Origin of the sequence: Pseudomonas sp. OV226 (assembly GCF_003148705.1) — a bacterium.
Taxonomy (GTDB): Bacteria; Pseudomonadota; Gammaproteobacteria; order Pseudomonadales; family Pseudomonadaceae; genus Aquipseudomonas.
Map to the genome: position 1 here is coordinate 103,173 of NZ_QGGS01000004.1, position 20,699 is coordinate 123,871.

A 20,699-nucleotide genomic window follows, 5' to 3' on the forward strand; every position below is an offset into this window, starting at 1 on the left:
CTTTTTGTTTGAGATCGAAGGTTACACATCCATCCCCAACTCATGCTTGACCAACTCCAGCAGCTTGGCGGAGTCAATGGGTTTGAGCAGGAAGTCGACCACGCTCAAATGCATTGCCGCAATGGCATCCTTCACATCGGCATCGCCAGAAACAATGATGAACGGCATCGCCGCCCGTACAGACTCGCGCACCTGGCGAATCAGTTCCAAACCATCAACCTGGCCCATGCGCAGGTCAGTAATCACCAGGCCGATCAATGGTTTCTGCTCCAGCATCTTGAGTGCCGTTTCACCACTGGCCGCGGTCAGGCAGCGAATGCCATCCAGCGCCAGAATTTCCGAGAGCAACTCGCGCGCGTCCTTGTCGTCATCGACGATCAGCACCCGCTGCGGCGGCAAATCAGGTTCCAGCATGACGGCACTCAGCGCCTCGCGCTCAGCGTCACTCAAAATATCGTGGTCGGACATGGTTTTCTCTAGATGTTCATTTCAATTCCCTAGCACAGTGGTGAGACATCGCTAAGCAGGCCTTCAATGTGCACTTCGTCGGGTATTTTTCCAATAGGGGAAAGGATAGGTCCTTCCTCGAATTGTGTAGGGGACTTCCGAAAAATCTTCGCCGGCAGGGTTTACCTAGACTTACGTCCAATGGGCACTCTGCGCGCAGGGGCCGACCATGGCAGGGTCATCCGACAACAACAATTCAAAAAAGACTGCGGTAATGGTTATGAGTAAAGCGGACGCCTTCACACAGGCAGGGAAAACCGCGGTGTTGCAGAACATCCAGGGCACGTTGCAATTCCTTCAGCGTTTCCCGCCCTTCAATCAGATGGAACACGCTCACCTGGCGTACCTGGTTGAGCAATGCCAACTGCGCTTTTATGCCCCCGGCGACAGCATCATCAAGCCTGCCGATGGCCCGGTTGAACATTTCTACATCGTCAAACAAGGCCGCGTCGTCGGTGAGCGCCCGCATACCGCCAAGGGTGGCACCGAAACCACCTTCGAAATCACCACCGGCGAGTGCTTTCCCCTCGCCGCGCTGCTGGGTGAGCGTGCGACCCGCACCGAACACCTTGCCGCCGAAGACACCTTCTGCCTGCAGCTGAACAAGCTGGCGTTCATCAAACTGTTCGCGCTTTCCAGCACTTTTCGCGACTTCGCCCTGCGTGGCGTCAGCAGTTTGCTGGATCAGGTCAACCAGCAGGTCCAGCAAAAAGCCGTGGAAACGCTCGGCACTCAGTACTCGCTGAATACGCGCCTGGGCGAATTGGCCATGCGCCACCCGGTGACCTGCGGCCCGGCGACGCCGCTGCGTGAAGCGGTGACGCTGATGCACGAGCAACAAGTCGGCAGCATCGTGGTGGTCGACGAGCATAAAGCCCCCCTGGGGATTTTCACCCTGCGCGACCTGCGCCATGTCGTGGCCCAAGGCACCAACGACTTCAATGAAGCCATCGAGCAGCATATGACCCAGGCGCCGTTTTTCCTGACGCCGGACCACAGCGCTTTCGATGCGGCCATCGCCATGACCGAGCGGCACATTGCCCACGTCTGCCTGGTGAAAGATCATCGCCTGTGCGGCGTGGTTTCGGAACGCGATCTGTTTTCCCTGCAACGGGTGGACCTGGTGCACCTGGCACGGACCATCCGCAGTGCCCAGCGCGTGGAAAACCTGGTGCTGCTGCGCGGTGAGATCGGTCAATTGGTCGAACGCATGCTGGCTCATGGCGCCTCTTCGACGCAAATCACCCACATCATCACGTTGCTCAACGATCACACCGTGTGCCGGGTGATCGAACTGACCCTGGCCGAAAAAGGCGACCCCGGTGTGCCGTTCAGCTGGTTGTGCTTCGGCAGCGAAGGCCGTCGCGAGCAGACGCTGCACACCGATCAGGACAACGGCATTTTATTCGAGGCTCGGGACGCTGCGCACGCGGCAGAGATTCGCGGCAAGCTGTTGCCCATTGCCCATCAGATCAACCAGAGCCTGGCGCTCTGCGGTTTCACGCTGTGCAAGGGCAACATCATGGCGGGCAACCCGGAGCTGTGTTTGTCGCGAGCCGAATGGGCGCGGCGCTTTGCAGCTTTTATTCGCGAGGCGACGCCGGAAAACCTGCTGGGTTCGAGCATCTATTTCGACTTGCGCGTGGTCTGGGGCGACGAGCAAGGGTGCGAGCAATTACGCCGCGCAATTCTCGATCAAGTCGGCGATAACCGACTGTTTCAGAGGATGATGGCCGAGAATGCCTTGCGCAATCGTCCGCCGGTGGGGCGTTTCCGTGAGTTCGTCCTGGCGCGCAAGAACGGTGAAAAAGCCACGCTGGACCTGAAGGTGCAGGGCCTGACGCCTTTCGTCGACGGCGCACGGTTGTTGGCATTGGCTCACGGGATCGAGACCAACAATACCCTGGAGCGCTTTCGCCAGCTGGTGGCCAAAGAAGTCATCCAGCCACTGGACGGTGCGGCCTATGAAGAGGCGTATCACTTCATTCAGCAAACCCGCATGCAGCAACATCAGCTGCAAACGCGGGAGAACTTGCCCTACTCCAACCGGGTTGACCCGGACAGCCTCAATCATCTGGACCGCCGAATCCTGCGTGAGTCCCTGCGCCAGGCGCAACGCCTGCAAAGCAGCCTGATCCTGCGGTATCAGCTATGAGCCTGTTTTCATGGTTGCGCCCGGCCACTCCGCTCCTGACGGGCGAATGGCAACAACGTCTCAAACAGTTGCCGGCAGCGCCCGAGTTGGGCGAATGCAGCTTGCGCGAGCAACGCTGGGTGGTCCTCGACCTGGAAACCACCGGGCTGAACCTGAACAAGGACCGGGTGTTGTCCATCGGTGCCGTGGTGATCGAGGACGGCGCCATCGACTTCAGCCAGCAATTCGAACGCACGCTGCAATGCGCCAACCTGAAGCTTGCGCCCAGCGTGCTGATTCATGGGCTGGGGCCTAGCGCCATTGCGGCCGGCAGTGACCCGGCGCAGGCCTTGCTCGAATTCATGGAGTTCGTCGGTGACAGCCCGGTGCTGGCGTTTCATGCGCCCTTCGATCAGCACATGCTAGGCCGCGCGCTCAAAGACCACTTGGGCTACAAGCTGACCCATCCGTTTCTGGATGTGGCCGACATCGCCCCGCTGCTTTGCCCCCAGGCTCACATTCGAGACGCCGGGCTGGATGAGTGGATCGACTGGTTCAAGCTGGAAGTCTTCGAGCGGCATAACGCCAGTGCCGATGCGCTGGCTACCGCTGAGTTGGCGCTGATCCTGTTCAGTCGGGCACGGCAGCAGCAAATCCATAGCCCGTTGAACCTGCAACAGCGGTTGAGTCAGTGGAAACGGCGGCAGCAGGCGCCTTCCTTCTAACGGCCATCACACTCCTCTGTAGCAGCTGCCGAAGGCTGCGTCCGACTGCGCAGCGGTCGTCACATCAATGCCCAGTACATCCGATCAAGCTTGCCGGCAGAATGGCGGCTGCTGCGCAACCGGACGCAGCCTTCGGCAGCTGCTACAGAAGGCTGTGCCGAATAGATATGGTCATCACCCACCCGACCAGCGCCAATTGCTTACCTTCCCCGCCTCTGCCACAATCGCGAACCATTCTCGTTAGTTAACACTTCCCAATCGGTGATGCTGCGTGTCTTCAATTCAAAGCCCCCAAAGTGAGCTCGTTGGTGCGTTGTATCGCGACCATCGCGGTTGGCTATTGGCGTGGCTGCGACGCAACGTGGCGTGCCCGCAACGTGCCGAAGACCTGAGCCAGGACACCTTTGTGCGGTTGCTGGGCCGCGATGAGCTCAAAGAGCCCCGCGAGCCGCGAGCGTTTCTGGTGGCGATTGCCAAAGGCCTGTTGTTCGACTATTTCCGCCGCGCTGCACTGGAGCAGGCCTACCTGGCCGAACTGATGCTGATCCCCGAAGGCGAACAACCGTCGGTCGAAGAGCAGCAGATGATTCTAGAAGACCTTAAAGCCATCGACCGCCTGTTGGGTCAGCTGTCGAGCAAGGCCCGGGCAGCGTTTCTCTATAACCGCCTCGACGGCCTCGGTCATGCCGAAATCGCCGAGCGATTGGGCGTCTCGGTGCCGCGTGTCCGGCAATACCTGGCCCAGGGGATTCGTCAGTGCTACATCGCGTTGTACGGTGAGCCAGTATGAGCTTGGTCAGTTCCAAACCCGTTTCGGCCCAGGTGCTGGATGCAGCGATTGCCTGGCAATTATCGCTGGACTCCGGTAACCCGGTGGAGCGCGAAGCGTTCAGCCAGTGGCACGCCGCCCACGAAGAACATGCCCGGGCCTGGCGCCAGCTAGGCATGCTCGACCAACGCTTCAGCGTCGCCAACGGCCCGGCCCGTACGGCGCTGCTGCAATCGCGTGAAAGCATTCGTCGTCGCGTTCGAAAACTGGGTAGCGGCTTGGCCAGCGTTGTCGCAGTGATCGGGTTGGCGCTGTTTGCCGGTGATCGCTATCTGTCCCTCGACTACTGGCTGGCCGACCAGCGCACCGCAACCGGCGAGCAACGCACCCTGCGCCTGGCCGACGGCACACTGATCAACCTCAACACCCACAGCGCCGTGGACATCCGTTTCGATGAAAAGCAGCGGCGGATCATCCTTCAGGAAGGCGAAATCCTCGTCGAGACCGGTCATAGCGATGCCCGGCCGTTTATCGTCGAAACCCGCGAAGGCAGCATGCGGGCACTCGGGACGCTGTTCCTGGTCAAGCGCGAGGAACAAGGCACGCGTCTGAGCGTGTTGAAGTCCGCGGTGGCGGCGCATCCGCAATCGAATCCCGAGGAACAGATTCTGCGCGAAGGTCAGCAAGTGCTGATGCGCAGCGATGGCCTGGGGCCAATTGTCGCCGTCAACCCCGGCGCCGATGCCTGGACTCGCGGCATGCTGGTGGTCGACAACGCCCGCCTGGAAGATCTGGTGCGCGAACTCGGTCGTTATCGACGCGGGCATTTAGGCGTTGCACCCGAAATTGCCGACCTGCGGATCACCGGCAGCTTCCCGCTGCACGATACCGACAAAGCCCTGAGCGCCCTGCTCCCGACCTTGCCGGTGCAAATCGAACAGCACACGTCCTGGTGGGTGACGGTGGCGAAGGTTGACGCCAAACCCTGACGCCCAGGTCACCCTGCGTGATCGTTCCCACGCTCCCGCGTGGGAACGCAGCCCGTGATGCTCTGCGTCACATCCGGAGCGTCCATTGAGGCATTCCCAAGCAGAGCATGGGAACGATCAATTGCTGAATCGAAATTATTTTCATCCAGCCCTATCACTTTTCGATTCTCGTGCGGCACCTAAGCAATTGAGAAATATTTCCATTCAGGAGCCGCTGTATGTCCCGTTTGCTAGACACCCTGTTGCGCCCCAGCTTGCTGGCCGTCGCCATAGCCCTTTGCAGCCCTTTGGCCAGCTCCCAGCTGATCGCCGCTGAACAGGCCTCCAGCGTTCGCGCCTACAACCTGCCGGCCGCGCCATTGGCCAGCACCCTGAATCAGATCGCCAGTCAGGCCGGTCTGGCGCTGTCGTTGAACCCATCGCTGGCGGCAGGCAAGACCTCGGCACCGGTGAAGGGCCAGTTCGACGCTCCCGCTGCCTTGCGTGAAGCCTTGCGCGGCACCGGCCTGCAACTGGAACAAAGCAGCGCCGGCACCTACAGCCTGGTCGCCACGCCCGAGGGCACATTGGCTTTGCCGGAAACTGCCGTCATCGGCACGCAAAACACCGAAAGCGCCTGGGGCCCGGTAGACGGCTACCTGGCGACTCGCACCGCCGCCGGCACCAAAACCGACACCTCGCTGCTCGAAGCACCGCGCTCGATTTCGGTCGTCACCCGCGAGCAGATGGACGATCGCAATGTGCAGAATCTCGATGACGCCGTGCGCTACCTGCCCGGCATCACCGCCAGCAGCTACGGCAGCGACACCCGTGCCGACTGGCTGCGCGTTCGTGGTTTTGAACCGACCCAATTCCTCGATGGCCTGCCACTGCCTAAAGGCACGTACGCCACCCCGAAACAGGAAACCTGGAACCTCGATCGCCTGGCCTTGCTGCGCGGCCCGGCTTCCTCGGTGTATGGCCAGACCCCACCGGGTGGCCTGCTGGACATGGTCAGCCGCCGCCCCACCGCTGAAGACAGCCACGAAATCCAGTTGCAGTACGGCAACTACAACCAGCGCCAGATCAACTTTGCCAGCACCGGCAAGATCGATGACGAAGGCGAGTTTCTCTACAGCCTCAGTGGTGTGGTGCGCGACAGCGATACGCAGATCGACGACGTCGAGAACAAGCGCTACAACATTGCGCCGAGCCTGACCTGGAACATCAACGACGACACCCGGTTCACCTTGCTGACCCAGTTCACCCGCGACGATACCGGCATCACCAGCCAGTTCCTGCCGGTGCAAGGCACTAAAATCGACATGCCGTTCGGCGACATTTCCCATCACAAGAACCTCGGCGATCCGGATTGGGAATATTACGACCGCACCTACTACGCGCTGGGCTATGCGTTCGAACATCGTCTGAACGACGTCTGGCAATTCAGGCAGAACCTGCGTTACACCAAGACGGATCTGTCGTTCCAGGCCGTCACCGTTGGCTCGTATCCGTTCACCCAGGTTGATGACGCTGGCAATGTGGGTCGCACCACCACCAGTGTCGATGAAGACATCAGCCAGTTCGCCGTGGATAACAACTTCCAGGCCGACTTCGCCACCGGCGACGTGCGTCACACCGTACTGCTGGGCCTCGATCACCAGCGCAGCAACACCAACTACCTCTCGATCTTCGGCAGCGCGCCGCCGATCAACGTCAACAACCCGATCCATGGCCTGCCGATCCAGCGTCCGGACCGCTCCACCGCGTTCTACGATTACGATCAGAAGACCTACCAGACCGGCGTGTACGTGCAGGATCAAATGGCCCTCGACCAATGGCGCCTGACCCTCGGCGGACGTGAGGACTGGGTCCACACCGGCACCAAGTTCTTCAACAAGGGCGACGCCACCAACACCGAGCGCGACAAGAATTTCAGCGGCAACGCGGCGATCAGCTATGTGTTCGACTCGGGCTTCGTGCCCTACCTGTCGTACGCCGAATCCTTCCAGCCAACGACTGGTGCTGCGGCCTCGTCCACCGAATCGTTCAAACCCACCGAAGGCAAACAGTGGGAACTGGGCATCAAGTACCAACCACCGGGCAGCAACACCTTGTTGACCGCTGCGATCTACGACCTGACCCAGAAAAACGTCTCGGTCACCACCACGGTTGCCGGTACGCCGATCACCAGCCAGACCGGTGAAGTCAAAGTCAAAGGCCTGGAGCTGGAAGCGGTTTCCGACGTGACCGAAAACCTCAAGTTGATTGCCGCGTACACCCTGGCCAAATCTGAAGTTCAAGATGGCGACTTCAAGGGCAATCGCCTGCAACTGATGCCTAACCAACAGGCGTCGCTGTGGACTGATTACACCTGGCACAACGGCGTGCTGGACGGTTTCGGCGTGGGTGGCGGTGTTCGCTACACCGGCAACACCTACGGCGACCAGGCCAACACCGAACTGGGCAAGGCTGACGCCTACACCGTGTTCGATGCCGCGGTTCATTACGACCTCGGCCGCCTGGACAACACCCTCAAAGGCGCGTCCCTGCAACTGAACGCCACCAACCTGTTCAACAAGGACTACATCTCCACGTGCGACAGTTTCTACTGCTACTACGGCGACCAGCGCAGCGTCGTCGCCAGTGCAACTTACAAGTGGTAATCGTCTGACCTGACATGCCCCACGGCCAGGCCGTCCTCTTCAGGACGGCTTTGGTATTTCTGGAGGTCTGGAAATGAAAAGTAAAACAATTCGTCGCTGGTCGGCTGTCCACACCTGGACCAGCCTGATCTGCACGGTCTTCCTGCTGATGCTCGCGCTGACCGGCTTGCCGTTGATCTTCCACCACGAGATCGACCACTTGCTGGGCGATGCCCCTGAGCTGAAAGAAATGCCGGCGGACACCCCGCACCTGAATCTGCAGCAGTTGGTTCATGCCGCCGAAAAACATCGCCCCGGCGAGGTGTTGCAGTATTTCGGTTTCGAGGACGATGAACCCAACGCCGTGCTGACCATCATGGCAGCCACCGCGGGCACCGAGCCGAACTCGTCGCACACCTTCATGCTCGACGCCCGCACGGGTGAAGCCCTGGAGACGCCATCGGCCAACGGCGGCTTCATGATGGTGATGCTGCGCCTGCACGTGGACATGTTTGCCGGCCTGCCGGGCAAGTTGCTGCTGGCGTTCATGGGCCTGATGTTTGTGGTCGCCATCATCTCCGGAACGGTGCTCTATTTGCCGTTCATGCGTCGCTTGACGTTCGCCACCGTGCGCCAGGACAAATCCACTCGTCTGCGCTGGCTTGATCTGCACAATTTGATCGGTGTGGTCACGCTGACCTGGGCGTTGGTCGTCGGTGTGACGGGCGTTATCAGCGCCTGTGCCGACCTGCTGATTGCCGCCTGGCGCAACGACAGCCTCAACGCGATGGTCGCCCCGTACCGCGACGCTCCACCGCTGACGCACCTCGCGCCGGCGACTCGCCTGCTCGACATTGCCGAGGAAGTTGCACCGGGCATGGCGCCAGACTTCATCGCCTTCCCCGGCACGCGGTTTTCCAGCGAACACCATTACGCGGTGTTCATGAAAGGCAGCACGCACCTGACGTCGCACCTGCTGACACCGGTGCTGATCGACGCGACCACCCTGCAAGTCACCGCCGTGGCGGAACGGCCGTGGTACATGGACGCCATGGGCATGTCACAACCCCTGCATTTCGGCGATTACGGCGGCATGCCGATGAAGATCCTCTGGGCGACCCTCGATGTGCTGACCATCATCGTGCTCGGCAGCGGGGTTTACCTGTGGGTGGTGCGGCGCAAAGCGGTAAAACCCGCTCTCGAACGCGAGCAGGTGAACGCATGAAGCCCAGGCAATCAAACTTCTGGAAAGTCTTCGGCACGCCGACGGTCATCGCCCTGCTCAGCGCGGCCGGGCTGTTCGCCGCGTTGCTGGGCGATGGCGTGTGGGACGCCTTGAGCTGGCTCGGCCTGGGCGTTCCCGCTTTTCTCGCGCTGCGTGGCCTGTTGCAACGCCGCTGAGCTTTTATGGGAGCGATTCCACTCCCATCTTGAGCTAGCGCAACAACGCGCTATGCTGCCCAGCACTGACCCAGACCGAGACGTTGCCATGTCCGCCCCCAGCATGACCCTGTACCACAACGCTTTATCGCCCTTCGTTCGTAAAGTCATGGTGCTGCTGCACGAAACCGGTCAGACCGGTCGCGTGGCACTGCAAGATTGCGTGCTCACGCCCGTCAACCCGGACCTGACGCTCAACGAAGACAACCCACTGGGCAAAATCCCGGCCCTGCGCCTGGCCGACGGCAACATCATCCATGACAGCCGGGTGATCCTCGATTACCTCGATCACCAACACGTCGGCAACCCGCTGATCCCGCGCGAAGGTTCGGCTCGCTGGCGGCGCCTGACCCTGGCCTCTCTGGCCGACGGGATCATGGACGCCTCGGTGATGGTGCGTTATGAGCGGGTCCTGCGCGCCCCGGAGAAACACTGGGACGAGTGGCTGGATGCCCAGCGCGACAAGATTCGTCGCGCATTGGCGCTGCTGGAAAAAGACGCGATTGCCGAGCTGACCTGCCATTTCGATGTCGCGGCGATCAGCGTTGCCTGTGCGCTGGGCTACATCGACTTGCGCCATCCGGATCTGGAATGGCGCGAGACGAACCCGCAATTGGCGGCGTGGTATTTCGAAGTGAGCCAGCGGCCTTCGATGATCGCGACGATGCCCAAGGTTTAGCTTTTCGCTGACTGTTCCGGCCTCATCGCGAGCAGGTCGAATCGTCGCACCGTCGCTCCTACAGTTTGATCTTTGCTCCCTGAAGATCCCCTGTAGGAGTGAGCCGGCTCCGGGCGGCGTTCCGACGATGGCACCACACCTGATCTAATGGAAACAGCTCAAAAATCAGCGTCGCCAACACCGCCCCTTCCCGCTGATCCTCCCGTAACCCGATCGACCGGCTCATTGCACCGCCCCCAAGTCAAACTCCAGTGGCTTGGCCGTCTTCTGACCGATCCCGTACCAGTCCAGCTTGCGGGTCAGCACCATGAACACGCCCAGCAACCCGAACAGCAACAACGAGCCCATCAGCAGCGCATAGTCCTCGGCACTCAACAATACATAGAGCACGCCGTACAACGCCGCCAACCCCGCCGAAAAACTCAAGCCATGGCGCACGCTGCGCAGCACATGGCAAACATAGAACCCGATCAACAACACACAACAGGCGGACGACAACAGATACGCCAGCGCAAAACCGATGTGCTCGGACAGCGACAGCAGCAACAGGTAGAAGAAGGCCAATGCCACGCCGACCAATGCATATTGCACCGGGTGCACCGCCAGGCTTTTCAACACTTCGAACAGGAAGAAACCGGCGAACGTCAGCACGATGAACAGCAAGGCATATTTGATCGCACGATCACTCTTGAGGTACTGATCCACCGGGTCGATGAAACTCACGCCGAAGCTGCGCCCGTTGTACGCCTCGCAACCACCGCCCGACACGCAACTGTTCAGCGCTTCCTGCAAGTTGGTGGAGAAGAACGAGGTCTGCCAGTTGGCGGTGAAACCTTGATCGTTCACCTCACGCTGGGCCGGCAGAAAATTGCCGATAAAACTTGGATGGGGCCAGTTGGCAGTCAAAGACACCTGGCTGGTTTTCCCGACCGGAAGGACCTGTAACTGGCCGGTGCCCTGCAAACGCAGGTCGAATCCGAAGGCCAGTTCAGTGGCTTGTTTTGCGTCCAGCGCCGGCAGCGTCACGTGCACACCTTCCCCCAGCCAGCCCACCTGGCTGCCCGGTACGAAGTCCAGAGGCTGGCCGTTCAGGTCCAGCTTCAAGGCGTTTTCGATGCCGCGAATGTCGCTGATGCCCACCGCCAAAAACGGCTGGTCGAACTGGTAATCAGCAAAGTCTTCCTTGATGCCCAATTGCGCCGGAATCGAAAAATGCCCGCTGATGTGGTTGTCCGCATGGAACAGGCGCGCCTCGTAAATACCCCGCAAGCGCAGTTCAGTCTGAATCTGGCCATCAAGCTCGAAACGCTCCGGGAGGAAATACAGGCGGCCGCGCTCCAGGCCGACCTCCTGATAGCGTTGGTTGGTTTTCTGGTTGAGCTTCCAGGTGCGCACCACTTTGCGATAGGGCACCACCATCAACGGCCCGCTCAGTTGTTGGCTGGTGGAACTGCGGGCGATGTCTTCGAGCACACCGTCGCGCAGTTGCTGGCGGTCCTGGATCACGCCGTTGATCATCAAGAGCGGGATCAGTAACAACAGAATCAGAAGGGCAATCGCCCCCAGTTTTAGGGTCAGGCTTCGGTTCATGGGACTCTCCCTGTTTGGATGGGGAGAGTCTGGGATGGCTGTGTGGGGGATTTATGAGGGGAATGTGGAGATTATGTGGAGACTGGGTCGGCCCTAAGCCATGCGCAACGTCACTTCAACCCCACCGTCGACATTGCCGATGCTCAATGTCCCGCCATGCAACTTGACCACTTCTTCGACAAAATTGAGACCGAGCCCGGTGCTCTTGCGCCCGCTGTCCGGGCGCGGCAATGAGTAGAACCGCTCGCTCAACCTCGGCAACGCATAGTCGGGAATCGCCTCGGCCTGGTTGAACAGTTTGAACTCGATCTGCTCTCCAACCGGCTCGGCACTGAATCGCAGCAGCCCCTTGGCCGGGGTGAAATCCAGTGCGTTCTCCAGCAAATTGGCCAATGCCTGGCGCAACAAAAACGGCTCGCCTGTCAAAGCAAGACCAGCCGGAATCCGTTGCTCCACCCGCAACTGCTTGCCTTCGATCCGCGCCGCCTGGGCCTTCAACAATTCATCCACCAACCCGGCCAGCGACACCTCTACACGCTCTTCCAGCCCCTGACGCTGCTCGACCTGAGCCAGGTTCAACAGCCGTTCAATCAACTGCTGCATCCGCACACTTTCACTGTCGATATTGCTGACGAACCGCTGCTGCTGGGCCAATGGCATTTCACCTTGCAGCAATTCCGCCGCACCGCGAATCGCCGCCAACGGGCTCTTCAACTCATGAGTCAGGGTGTGCACATAACGCTCGACATAGGCTTTGCCTTCGAGCTGCGTGCGCATCTGTTCCACCGCTGTCGCCAGTTGCTCCAGTTCACCGCCGCGATAGTGTGGAACCTCGACCCGTCGGCCTTCACTCACCGCTTGTGCATAAGCCGTCAACCGTCGCAACGCTGCGCTCAACCACCACGACAACAACGCACCAAAAACCAGGCCGAGACCGATCAGCCCGGCGCCATAGGCCAGCAATCGTCGCTCGGTACGATCGACATAAGGCTGCAACGAACTGTTGGGCTTGGCCACGGTGACTACGCCGATGATCTGACCGTTGTCGCGAATCGGCGCACCGACATGCATCACCGAGGAGGTTGCATCGTTCGGATCACTGCGCGTGGAGCGTGCGCCGTACTCGCCGCGCAGGGTCAGGTAGACATCGTTCCAGCGTGAGTAATCCTGCCCCACCGCCATGCCGCTGGAGTCCAGCACCACAATGCCCTTGGCATCGGTGACGTAGATGCGATGGTTGACCTGATTTTTCGGCAAGCCCCAGATGCTCGCCTTCGGCTGCCGCTCGCCGTACGCCTTGAGCAGCTGCGGCCAGCGATTCTGGTTGAGGGTGCCGGCCTTGAAGTCATCGCGCAGGATTTCGGCCATCAGGTTGGCGGTGTCGACCAGGGTTTCTTCGGTGGACTGGCGCACACCGGGGCGGATTTCCTCCATCACGGTGTTGAGCACGAAATAACCGGTCAGGCCGATGAACAGCACGTAGACCAGGAAAATCCGGATTCCCAGCGGCATCAGCTGTGCCCCGGGCTGTAGCTGTAGCCGAGGCCGCGATGGGTCTGGATCGGCTCGGCGTCCGCCCGCACCAGACGCAATTTGGCGCGCACGCTCTTGATGTGGCTGTCGATACTGCGCTCGTAACCGGCATCGGCGGCGATGCCCAGTGCATCCAGCAATTGCTCGCGGCTGAACACCCGCTCGGGTTGTTCCAGCAGGCATTGCAGCAGGCGGAATTCGTGGCGGGTCAGGGTCAGCGCTTGGCCACGGTAATTGATTTGCACCCGTTCGCTGTCGATGCGGAACAGCGCCGATGGGACCTCGGCCACCGCTCTTGGGGCCATGCGTTTTAGAATCGCCCGGACCCGAGCGGCCACTTCCCGTGGGCTGAACGGTTTAACCACGTAATCGTCGGCACCGATTTCCAGACCTACCACACGATCGATTTCGGCATCGCGGGCACTGAGAAAAATCACCGGCACATCGCTGAAACGGCGCAATTGCTTGCAGGTCTCAAAGCCGCTGATGTCCGGCAAACCGATGTCGAGAATGATCAAATCGGCCGGCGTGGCGCGCTGATGGTCCAGCGCTGCCGCGCCAAGGTTCAGCCAGGTCGTGGTGAAGCCCTCACCCTGCAACGCGAAAATCAGGGTGTCGGCAATCGCCGCTTCGTCTTCGACAATCAAGATATGAGGCATGGCGTCCTGGCCCGGCAAAGAAGTGGGCGAACGGTGCCCCAAGGCTCACGACACGTCAATCGGACCAACTGAAATCAGCAGTCGGGTTTGTCGGCGGTAAAACGGCGTGCCGGGTTCACCGCCGCGCCGAACTCACGCAAGGCTTTGGCGCCGATCAACAAAGGGTAGTTGAAGCTGCTGCGGTCAGTCAGGTTGACCTCCACGGTGCGCTTGACGTTGCCCAGGCACAGTTCCAGATCGACCACCGGGCGCTTGGAGGGCTCGACCACGTCAGTGTCGTCCTCTTCCTCGGAGCGCGTCTTGATTTTGCTGATCCGCGCGACCTTGTGTTCGTAGACCTTGTTGCTCGCATCCTTGGTGGCGAGGCGGAAACGCACCCATTCTTCCCCATCACGGGTAAAGGTTTCGATGTCCCGGGCCGACAGCGACGCGGTCAGGGCACCGGTGTCCATCTTGGCCTTGAGCACCTCGCCACCGATTTCCGGCAGCGCGATGTATTCGTAACGCCCGTACAGGGTCGGCTCGGCGGCCAGGACTGGCAGGGCCACAAGGGAAAGCAGTGCAAGAAGGGATTTCACGTAATGGGCTTCCTTGAGGAGTGGGCAGCGGCATTTTAGACCGTCAGCGAGCAATTCGTTCGTTCCTGAGATCGCATCGCGAGCAAGCTCGGCTCCTACAGTGGATTGGGGGTACGCAACGAAACCTTGTGGGAGCCGAGCTTGCTCGCGATGGGGCCGGATCAATCAGCACAACAGCTTGGCAGATCCAATTTCGCTCAAGCATATCGGGCCAATCGTGAAACATTCGTCACCGCTGATTTGGCCTGTCGCCCGAAGCTGCTTATCATGGCGCGCCCAAAGGATTCCAAGAGTTACTTATGCGCCGCCTGCTCACCGGCTGTTTCGTTACCCTGCTGCTGTTGCTCAACACCTTGGTCCTGATCGGACCGATGATGGTGTTTGCCCTGCTCAAACGGGTCCTGTCCGGACGCTTTCGCGATTACGCCTCCTGGGTGGTGATGTGGATTGCCGAAACCTGGGCCGAAATCGACAAGCTGATCTTTCGCCTGTGCATCCCCACGCAATGGGACATTCGGGGCGGCAATGACCTGCGCATCGACACCTCTTACCTGGTGATCAGCAATCATCAATCCTGGGTCGATATCCCGGCATTGATCCAGACACTGAATCGCCGCACGCCGTTCTTCAAATTCTTCCTCAAGAAAGAGCTGATCTGGGTGCCGTTCCTGGGGTTGGCGTGGTGGGCGCTGGATTATCCGTTCATGAAGCGCTACACCAAGGCCTTCCTGGCCAAGCATCCGGAACTGGCCGGCAAGGATCTGGAGATCACCAAAGCGGCATGCGAGTTGTACAAGCGTCAGCCGGTGACAGTGGTCAATTACCTGGAAGGCACTCGCTATACCGCAGCAAAAAGTGTTCAGCAGCCATCACCCTTCACTCACCTGCTGCGGCCCAAGGCCGGCGGGGTGGCGTTTGTGCTGGCAGCGATGGGTGAACAGCTGGACGCCATCCTCGATGTAACGGTGGTGTACCCGCAACCGACGATTCCGGGGTTCTGGGATTTGATCAGTGGCGGCGTACCGAGGGTCATCATCGACATCAAGACCCGCGAACTCGACCCGGCGTTGTGGCAGGGTGATTACGAAAACGATCCGCTGTTTCGCGAAAAAATCCAGAACTGGGTCAACCAGCTCTGGATCGAAAAGGACCAGCGCATCGACGCCTTGCGCGCCGAACGCCGCTGAATCAGGTACCGGTGCCTGCGCCCCAGATCCCGCCCAGGTTTGTCAGCAGCGACCCGCCGACGCCCTGCTGACCAAAAAATTGCAGAAGCACGGGGGCAAACAGGCCGATCATGCCAGTGTCCATGCCCAACGCGCTGAAGGCACTGTTCAGGTCGTTGGTGTTATTCACGTTGCCCAAGACGTTGCCCAGACCTGCCGCTTGACCGGACGAGCCAAGCAAGCCGCTGAGGACACCCAGTTCACCGCCACCGGACAGTAAGTCGATTCCGGGCACGCTTTTGGACAACTCCGAGTAGTCGGTCGAACTCAATTGATTCTTCGCCAGACCGAGCATCGCCCCGGCACCGCCAATGGCTTGTTCTGGCGTCACGTTTAACTGGCTGAGGGCACTCAGCAGACCGGCCGTCTGCGCGGTCGTCGCAGTCGGCGCGGACGCGGCGGCGTCATCGGCCTGCGTGCCGGAGAGGGCATTGGCCGCATCGAACAGGCTGAACTGAGCAAAGACCGGACTGGCCGCCAGACACATCAGCGAAGCCAGTGCAAAACCGCGTGAAATCTTCATCCAGACATCCTCATGTGCCATGAAAACCACCCGGCAATGGGCGGCGAAAAACTGTGGTTTGGACTGGCATCCCGGGGGATTGTTCCAAGCCTTGGCGATCCCCTGACGAACAGTCGAAAAAGAATGCACCGGCGCTGCATCCAGTCTGGCCCCGCCCGCGTATATCAAGCACGGACAGACAATCCTGGCCGATTCCCTTCACGAGGATCATCACCATGAAACACACATCGATCAAAACGCCGTTGATTGCCAGCCTGCTGACCCTGGCCCTTGGTGGCGGACTCGTCCTGAACACCGTGCAAGCGGCAGACACGAGCCACGCTGTTATCGTCGGCGGCCAAAGCATGATGCAGAGCAAGGACATCATCGATAACGCGGTGAACTCCGCCGACCACACCACCCTGGTCGCCGCCGTGAAAGCCGCAGGCTTAGTGGAGACCCTCAAAGGCAAAGGTCCGTTTACCGTGTTCGCCCCGGTCAACTCGGCGTTCACGGCCCTGCCCGCAGGGACAGTCGATACGTTGCTCAAACCTGAAAACCAAGCCGCGTTGAGCAAACTCCTGACCTACCACGTGGTCGCCGGCACGCTCGACATGAAGACTCTGGCCGAGAAGATCAAGGCTGGGGGCGGCAAGACCGAGCTCACCACCGTTGCCGGCGGCAAGCTCTGGGCGACGATGAACGGCCCGCACAACATCACCATCAAGGATGAAAAAGGTGACGTCGCCGACATCACCACCTACGACGTATACCAGTCCAACGGCGTGATTCAGGTCATCGACAAAGTGCTGATGCCGAAAGGCTGAGCCATACCGCCGACCCCGTCCATCGGGGTCGGCGGGTCTTTTCGAGGTGTCCGGCCGTGAATGGAACAACCGCACGCAGTGAACTAACCTCTGCCTGCAACCGGCCCCGCACGCAGCCCACCACCGCACCCTCGACTGTCTGGAGAACTGCTATTTCCACCGCCGACGCCGATCAGCTCAGGCAGTTGTTGGCCCAGTGTTCACTGGGTGACCGCCGCGCTTTCGAGACGCTTTACCGCAGCGTCGGCCCACGCCTGCATGGCGTAGCGCTGCGTTTCATGGGGCGGCCGGATCTAGCTGAAGAAGTGCTGCAGGAAAGCTTTGTGCGCATCTGGAACAACGCCTCGCGCTACGAGGCGCATCTGTCGGCACCGCTGACCTGGATGATCAACATCACCCGTCATCAGGCGATCGATCAGTTGCGCAAACACCGCGACCGGCCGTTGAGTGACCTTGAAGAACAGGCGCTGGTGGATGAAAGCCCATCGGCCCACGAACAACTCAGCAGTGCCCGTGAGGCCAACGCCTTGAACCGCTGCCTGGAAAGCCTCGACGGCATGCAGCGTCAATCGATCACCGTGGCTTACTTTCAGGGGTTGTCCTGCTCTGAGCTCGCCGAACACCTGGCCGCGCCGTTGGGCTCGGTGAAATCCTGGATCCGCCGCGGTATGGAGCGACTGCGCAGGTGCCTTGAATCATGAACTATCAAACCCCGACCCTGCGCCGCGCCCTCGCCGCCGATTACGCCATTGGCTTGATGCCCTCTGCCGCTCGTCGGCGTTTCGAACAGCTGTTGCTGGAAGACGCGGCGCTTCGTGCGGAATTAGCGCAGTGGCAGGAAAGCCTGGCCAGTTTGACCGAAGCGCTGCCCGAGCAGCCGGTGCCAGATCGGGTGTGGCAGGGAATTACGGCGCGGATTGAGCCGCAAGTGCTGCACATGCCGGAAAAACGTCAGTTCTGGAGCTGGTTACGAGTGACGGCGGCGGTTTGCTCGCTGGTGATCGCCGTGACGTTGGGTGTGATTTATAACCGCGACAGTGCGCGTTACAGCGCCACGCTGCTGACTGCCGACGCGCAGCCTGCGCTGAAGGTTGAAGCGCATGAGGATTATTTGAACGTTGAGCCGCTGACGCTGGCAGCGGTTGATCCGGGGCGAAGTCTGGAGTTGTGGGCGATTCCAGCGGATGGCAAGCCGATTTCCCTTGGGGTAATTCCGGCGGGCGGTAAAGGCAAGGTTGAACTGAGCGACGTGCAGAAGGCGCTGATTGGCAAACCGATTGCGTTGGCGGTCAGTCTTGAGCCGAAGGGTGGTTCGCCGACGGGGCAACCAACGGGACCCGTTCTATATCAAGGAGCGTTGGCGGCCCTTTAATGATCGTTCCCACGCTCCGCGTGGGAATGCAGCCCGGGACGCAGAGCGTCACAGGAGGCGTTACCACGCAGAGCGTGGGAACGATCATCTCAGCCATAAAAAACGGCGACCCGAAGGTCGCCGTTTTGTTTTGCGTGGGGGCTTACGCCGCGCTGAACAGTTTGTGCGGATCGATCACAAATTTCTTCGGCACGCCCGCATCGAACTCGCCATAACCACGTGGCGCGTCGTCCAGGCTGATGACTTCAACACCGACGATATCGGCAATGTGGATACGGTCCCACATGATCGCCTGCATCAGTTGGCGGTTGTACTTCATCACCGGCGTCTGGCCAGTGTGGAAGCTGTGGGATTTGGCCCAGCCCAGACCGAAGCGGATGCTCAGGCTGCCCATTTTTGCGGCGGCATCGACAGCGCCCGGATCTTCCGTCACGTACAGGCCCGGAATACCGATCTTGCCAGCAACACGCACGACGCCCATCAACGAGTTGAGCACGGTGGCCGGAGCCTCGTGTTTCACGCCGTCATGGCCATGACCGCGGGCTTCGAAGCCGACGGCGTCGACGGCGCAATCCACTTCCGGTTCGCCCAGCAATGCAGCGATTTGTTCGTGCAGCGGGGTGTCCAGGGACAGGTCGGCGATTTCAAAACCTTGAGCCTTGGCATGCGCCAGGCGAACGGTGTTGACGTCACCGATGATTACCACCGCAGCACCCAGCAGGCGAGCAGAAGCCGCCGCGGCCAGGCCGACCGGGCCGGCACCGGCGATGTACACGGTGCTGCCTGGGCCGACACCGGCCGTCACGGCGCCGTGGTAACCGGTCGGCAGGATGTCTGAGAGGCAAGTCAGGTCGCGGATTTTTTCCATCGCGCGATCGCGATCCGGGAGTTTCAGCAGGTTGAAGTCGGCATACGGCACCATCGCGTATTCAGCCTGGCCGCCGGTCCAGTCGCCCATGTCGACATAACCGTAAGCACCGCCCGGACGCGCCGGGTTAACGCTGAGGCAGACACCGGTGTGCATTTCCTTGCAGGAACGGCAGCGCCCGCAAGCCACGTTGAACGGCACCGAGACCAGGTCGCCGATTTGCAGGTTTTCGACGTCGCTGCCCTTCTCGATCACTTCACCGGTGATCTCGTGGCCCAGTACCAGGCCGGTTTGAGCGGTAGTACGGCCACGCACCATGTGCTGGTCGGAACCACAGATGTTGGTGGACACCACACGCAGGATGACAGCGTGGTTAATCTTCCTGCCGCGCGGGTCCTGCATTTTTGGATAGTCGATTTTCTGTATTTCGACTTTGCCATTGCCGAGATACACCACACCACGATTGCCAGACATGCTTTCACCTCGCTGTTGTTTTTATGTAGCGGTCGCGTCGCCATGGGTCGGCGGCGCGTTGATTGCTCGGGTTATTGCTGTTTGTCTTACGTTGTCTGTTTTGGCCTCATCGCGGGCAAGCCCGCTCCCACAGTGGATCTGGGTGGGCCCAAGGTTTGTGAACGACCCAAACCCTGTGGGAGCGGGCTTGCCCGCGATGGCGATCTAAAGAACGACGGTGCGATTGGCGTTCAAAAACACCCGCCGCTCAATGTGATAACCCACGGCCCGGGCCAGGGTCAGCCCTTCGATATCCCGCCCCTTGGCGATCAGATCTTCCGGGTAATGACTGTGATCAACAGCCTCCACGCCCTGGGCAATGATCGGCCCTTCGTCCAGGTCGTTGTTGATGTAATGCGCCGTCGCGCCGACCAGTTTCACGCCCTTGTTGTAGGCCTGGTGATAAGGCTTGGCGCCTTTAAATCCGGGCAGCAGGGAGTGATGAATGTTGATCGCCTTGCCATCGAGCTTGCGGCACAGCTCCGGGGACAACACCTGCATGTAGCGGGCGAGAATCACCAGTTCGGCGCCGGACTCTTCGATCACCTGCCAGACCTGACGCTCCTGTGACGGCTTGTCGTTCGGGTCCAGCGGGAAGTGGTGGTACGGAATCTGGTGCCAGTCGGCCAGCGGCTTGAGGTCCGGGTGATTGGAGACCACGGCGACCACGTCCATCGACAACTGGCCAATGCGTTGGCGATAGAGCAAATCGTTGAGGCAGTGATCGGCCTTGGAGACCATGATCACCACTTTCGGTCGATGGTGCGGCGGTATCAGCTCGAAGAGCATGCCGAAGGCGTCACCGCGCTCGACAAGACCTGCGCGAAACGACTGTTCATCGAAGCCGTCGGGCTGGCGAAACTCCACACGAATGAAAAAACGGCCCGAGAGCCGGTCATCAAAGGAATGGTGTTCGGTGACGTAGCAGCCCTGCTCGAACAGAAAGCGGGTCACCGCGTCCACGGTGCCGAGCATGCTTGGGCAGTCGGCGGTCAGAATCCATGTGTCTGGGGCGCGGCTCATAGTGCGGTGACTCCTTTTTGTGGGCAACCTGGCCCGTGTAGCAGCTGCCGAAGGCTGCGTTCGGCGACGAAGTCGTCGTAAACCCTGAATCCCGGATCCGTCTGAAAAAATACCGCCGCAAGTTTCACGACGACTTCGTCG

Annotated in this window: 20 protein-coding genes; 12 read left to right on the forward strand and 8 right to left on the reverse strand. The window is 60.3% G+C overall.

The features are described from left to right. Positions 1-21 precede the first annotated feature (21 nt). The gene (locus tag C7534_RS09000; RefSeq protein WP_046029917.1) at positions 22-468 is read right to left on the reverse strand and encodes a response regulator; all 447 of its coding nucleotides are present in this window, start codon (positions 466-468) and stop codon (positions 22-24) included. 253 nt (positions 469-721) lie between these two features. Here C7534_RS09000 and C7534_RS09005 point away from each other — a divergent pair, with 253 nt between their 5' ends. From C7534_RS09005 to C7534_RS09040, 8 genes are all read left to right on the forward strand, one after another. Continuing rightward, positions 722-2,662: a putative nucleotidyltransferase substrate binding domain-containing protein gene (locus C7534_RS09005; protein WP_046029916.1), complete on the forward strand. Its 1,941-nt coding sequence runs from the start codon at positions 722-724 to the stop codon at positions 2,660-2,662. Then, the gene (locus C7534_RS09010) at positions 2,659-3,366 is read left to right on the forward strand and encodes a 3'-5' exonuclease (RefSeq protein WP_046029915.1); all 708 of its coding nucleotides are present in this window, start codon (positions 2,659-2,661) and stop codon (positions 3,364-3,366) included. The genes C7534_RS09005 and C7534_RS09010 overlap by 4 nt, the downstream gene beginning before the upstream one ends. A gap of 271 nt (positions 3,367-3,637) precedes the next feature. Further along, positions 3,638-4,156, forward strand: a complete 519-nt coding sequence (locus C7534_RS09015) for an RNA polymerase sigma factor (protein WP_046029913.1) — start codon at positions 3,638-3,640, stop codon at positions 4,154-4,156. Beyond that, positions 4,153-5,124 carry a FecR domain-containing protein gene (locus C7534_RS09020; RefSeq protein ID WP_109785575.1) on the forward strand — a complete coding sequence of 324 codons (972 nt, stop codon included), beginning with the start codon at positions 4,153-4,155 and terminating at the stop codon, positions 5,122-5,124. The genes C7534_RS09015 and C7534_RS09020 overlap by 4 nt, the downstream gene beginning before the upstream one ends. 218 nt (positions 5,125-5,342) lie before the next feature. Then, entirely contained in the window at positions 5,343-7,769 is a 2,427-nt protein-coding gene (locus C7534_RS09025; RefSeq protein WP_109785576.1) for a TonB-dependent siderophore receptor, read from the forward strand. Positions 7,770-7,842: 73 nt separating this feature from the next. Further along, complete coding sequence (locus C7534_RS09030) at positions 7,843-8,973, forward strand: PepSY-associated TM helix domain-containing protein (protein ID WP_046029907.1); 1,131 nt, start codon at positions 7,843-7,845, stop codon at positions 8,971-8,973. Further along, positions 8,970-9,149, forward strand: a complete 180-nt coding sequence (locus C7534_RS09035) for a hypothetical protein (protein ID WP_046029906.1) — start codon at positions 8,970-8,972, stop codon at positions 9,147-9,149. Before C7534_RS09030 ends, C7534_RS09035 begins: the two co-directional genes overlap by 4 nt. An 88-nt stretch (positions 9,150-9,237) precedes the next feature. Next, entirely contained in the window at positions 9,238-9,867 is a 630-nt protein-coding gene (locus C7534_RS09040; RefSeq protein WP_109785577.1) for a glutathione S-transferase family protein, read from the forward strand. Between the two features lie 222 nt (positions 9,868-10,089). Here the strand turns inward: C7534_RS09040 and creD are convergent, their stop codons facing one another. The 4 genes from creD to rloA2 form a co-directional block, all read right to left on the reverse strand. After that, on the reverse strand, positions 10,090-11,457 hold the full coding sequence (creD, locus tag C7534_RS09045; RefSeq protein ID WP_109785578.1) for a cell envelope integrity protein CreD: 1,368 nt from the start codon (positions 11,455-11,457) through the stop codon (positions 10,090-10,092). Positions 11,458-11,550: 93 nt separating this feature from the next. Then, complete coding sequence (creC, locus tag C7534_RS09050; protein ID WP_046029902.1) at positions 11,551-12,969, reverse strand: two-component system sensor histidine kinase CreC; 1,419 nt, start codon at positions 12,967-12,969, stop codon at positions 11,551-11,553. Continuing rightward, positions 12,969-13,649 (reverse strand): two-component system response regulator CreB, encoded by a 681-nt coding sequence (gene creB, locus C7534_RS09055; RefSeq protein ID WP_109785579.1) that lies wholly within the window; start codon positions 13,647-13,649, stop codon positions 12,969-12,971. The genes creC and creB overlap by 1 nt, the downstream gene beginning before the upstream one ends. A 74-nt stretch (positions 13,650-13,723) precedes the next feature. Further along, a complete protein-coding gene (rloA2, locus tag C7534_RS09060; protein WP_046029899.1) occupies positions 13,724-14,227 on the reverse strand; it encodes a retropepsin-like aspartic peptidase RloA2 in 504 nt (167 codons plus the stop codon). 299 nt (positions 14,228-14,526) lie between these two features. Here rloA2 and C7534_RS09065 point away from each other — a divergent pair, with 299 nt between their 5' ends. Further along, positions 14,527-15,414, forward strand: coding sequence for an acyltransferase (locus C7534_RS09065; RefSeq protein ID WP_109785580.1), 888 nt, complete (start codon positions 14,527-14,529; stop codon positions 15,412-15,414). Between the two features lies 1 nt (position 15,415). Here the strand turns inward: C7534_RS09065 and C7534_RS09070 are convergent, their stop codons facing one another. Further along, positions 15,416-15,976, reverse strand: a complete 561-nt coding sequence (locus C7534_RS09070; RefSeq protein ID WP_046029896.1) for a DUF2780 domain-containing protein — start codon at positions 15,974-15,976, stop codon at positions 15,416-15,418. 215 nt (positions 15,977-16,191) lie between these two features. Here C7534_RS09070 and C7534_RS09075 point away from each other — a divergent pair, with 215 nt between their 5' ends. The 3 genes from C7534_RS09075 to C7534_RS09085 are packed head-to-tail and all read left to right on the forward strand — an operon-like array spanning position 16,192 to position 18,154. Beyond that, positions 16,192-16,782 carry a fasciclin domain-containing protein gene (locus tag C7534_RS09075; protein WP_109785581.1) on the forward strand — a complete coding sequence of 197 codons (591 nt, stop codon included), beginning with the start codon at positions 16,192-16,194 and terminating at the stop codon, positions 16,780-16,782. Positions 16,783-16,838: 56 nt separating this feature from the next. Then, entirely contained in the window at positions 16,839-17,483 is a 645-nt protein-coding gene (locus tag C7534_RS09080; protein WP_077431148.1) for an RNA polymerase sigma factor, read from the forward strand. Next, a complete protein-coding gene (locus tag C7534_RS09085; RefSeq protein WP_046029892.1) occupies positions 17,480-18,154 on the forward strand; it encodes an anti-sigma factor in 675 nt (224 codons plus the stop codon). The genes C7534_RS09080 and C7534_RS09085 overlap by 4 nt, the downstream gene beginning before the upstream one ends. A 142-nt stretch (positions 18,155-18,296) precedes the next feature. Here the strand turns inward: C7534_RS09085 and fdhA are convergent, their stop codons facing one another. After that, complete coding sequence (gene fdhA / locus C7534_RS09090; RefSeq protein ID WP_007947729.1) at positions 18,297-19,496, reverse strand: formaldehyde dehydrogenase, glutathione-independent; 1,200 nt, start codon at positions 19,494-19,496, stop codon at positions 18,297-18,299. A gap of 204 nt (positions 19,497-19,700) precedes the next feature. Next, the gene (purU, locus tag C7534_RS09095; protein ID WP_077431146.1) at positions 19,701-20,558 is read right to left on the reverse strand and encodes a formyltetrahydrofolate deformylase; all 858 of its coding nucleotides are present in this window, start codon (positions 20,556-20,558) and stop codon (positions 19,701-19,703) included. Positions 20,559-20,699 lie beyond the last annotated feature (141 nt).